The following is a 2,246-nucleotide window of genomic DNA, read 5'->3' as shown; positions in this document are numbered from 1 at the left end:
TGGGTATGGTTATGCATCACGGCATAGGCCGCGATATCAATAGCAAAGGCGCGGGGCAGCGCTAGTAAACGTTGTTCTATCCAACATCGGCGGTGTTCATAAGAACGTCCTGTTAACTGGTCGACGCCGCATAGAAAGGCACGGCGAACACAGCGTGAGACGCAATGGTAATAGGGTGTTGCATCAAGGCTGACAAGGGCTTTTCTGGGTTTTGGCATGCTCACTCCTTGAGTCAATAGTTTCCTCTATGTTCTCTATTATGACAAAAGTATGAATAGTGTCAATATATGGGTGTCCGGGTTTGGTGACGGGTTTGCATTCGGGTTTGCATCCGGGTTTGCATTTATCACTGAAATGAATCAGGAATCAGTTCATACTTGAAACTGATTCCTTACAGATAGATTCACTGATAGCCTATTGAGACATAAAGGATTAACCACTCTGGCAGGATGCTGAGTATTCCCCTATCCCTACAGTGTTGGTGAGTCATTTTAATCAAGGGCACTCAACGTGATCGTCTTAGCGACTCCTGCTGTATTTTACCCGGAAGTGTCAGTTGAGGTTTCTGTAGTTGACCTGGAAGCATCCGTTTCGGAGACTGGCAATAGGTGGGTGGAAAGTTCACCATCAACTTGCGAGTATTGTTGTTGTGATTGGCCTCATCAACCCACTTCAATTTGTTGAGTTGAACCTCAAGGGGCACACTCTTACCAGCCAGTTGCGCCGGTGAACCCAAGGTGCTCAATACAACCGCTTTCTGTAAAGTCTGATTTCTGTCAACAGGAGGTAACTCCACCCCGCCTCCGTTCAGGCCTGCCCCTGGCTGTACAAACAACATATAGTTGCCTGGAGATGCCGGGAAGTTACCAACGCCAATATTTTTGACTTGCACTATGACCCGCGCACTTTGTGCACTCTGGCAATTGCTATCGGGTGTTGCTGTAGCCGATAAAACCATCAGGTCTGGTTTAACAGTCTGTGCTATACCTGCTTTTGGGTTGACGCGTTGACCCATCTGTTGTGGCGGTGCTGGCGCCCATCCACCGCCCTGTACTCCAGAGTAGGGTGGAAGAACGGAAACATACATGCGTTTCTCATTATTGGCCATATTGTGATCTGCTATCGTGTTTTGATAATTAACATCACAAGTAATCTCGGCCTTATGCGGAACATGAGAAGTCCCTATATGGCGGGCTTTCCAGGTGCCATGAATTGTTCCATCAAGACCCAAATTCTTTTTTGTAACCTTTGTTCCTGCTTGGATCATTATCACCTCTGAGGCCACGCGCTCACCATCGACAAACAGTCGCACGCTAAATTGCTCTAGTTTAGCTGCTTTCCAAAGCTCATGATCTCCGACAAGGTTTACCTGCCAACTGCACCAGAAATTGACGGCATCACCGACTTTTACTGTGCCGGTACTATAAGGAATACCCATATGGGCTGCTTTAATATCGATCGAGTCTGCCACTGCTGATTCAGAAAGCCCTGCCGCCAACAGTATAAAAGTCGCAACCCTGAGAGTGGGTTGCATTCCGTTATAGATTTCCATGCTCGCCTCCGTTTATCCATTTACATAGGTTGTTAATGTCCCTTTTTGTCGAGCCAGACTACTGCAGGGTTCAATGTTGCAAAGACATCAATCCAAATAGATAGCTATTTCGATTTCGGTGGTTTCGATTTGGTTTTTTGTCTGCGTTCGCTTTTTTTCGGTTTTGACGGTACCTCGGGCTGGGGGTTCAATGCCTTTGGATTGAACTTGGCATTTCCTGATTTAGACGGCACCTCCGGCTGTGGATTAAGAAACTTCGGATTTATAGGTGCGCTGTGTGATGTGCGTGGCGACATCTCCGTTTGAGGGTCTTGCGCCAATGCAGTGTGGCTTATGAGAAGACTAAGGAGCAGTGATAGCTGAATGATGACATTCTGTCTGATATAAGATTGCATGGGTCGGTCTCCACATGAGTTGCTGTTATTTCATCTGTGTTTATGAGTCGAACCCAAACCACTTCCGGTTCAATGGAAATATTAGCAGTCGAATAATCAGAAACCGCTATCAAATAATTCTATGGGAAAGCTATATGAATAAACGGGACACCCATTCATTAGAATTCTGATAAATCAACTGAATAAACGGGACACCCATTCATTAGAATTCTGATACATACACATAATAGAATCAGATCAGAATTACATAAATCAACTACATAATGTCAGGTTTTTTTACAGGCTTGAGTGCACTGCGA

General features: G+C 45.6%; 2 protein-coding genes and 1 pseudogene. All 3 read right to left on the bottom strand.

The features are described 5' to 3' along the window. Positions 1-218 (bottom strand): annotated as a pseudogene (locus FHP88_RS19010) (transposase); the annotation flags it as partial. Between the two features lie 287 nt (positions 219-505). Then, entirely contained in the window at positions 506-1,552 is a 1,047-nt protein-coding gene (locus tag FHP88_RS19005; protein WP_144360726.1) for a hypothetical protein, read from the bottom strand. Between the two features lie 104 nt (positions 1,553-1,656). Continuing rightward, positions 1,657-1,947 (bottom strand): hypothetical protein, encoded by a 291-nt coding sequence (locus tag FHP88_RS19000; protein WP_144360725.1) that lies wholly within the window; start codon positions 1,945-1,947, stop codon positions 1,657-1,659. Between the last annotated feature and the right edge of the window lie 299 nt (positions 1,948-2,246).

The organism is Sedimenticola selenatireducens, assembly GCF_007625115.1.
GTDB lineage: Bacteria > Pseudomonadota > Gammaproteobacteria > Chromatiales > Chromatiaceae > Sedimenticola > Sedimenticola selenatireducens_A.
The sequence above is the reverse complement of the archived record's forward strand: the minus strand, read 5'-3'. Positions and strand labels throughout refer to the sequence as shown.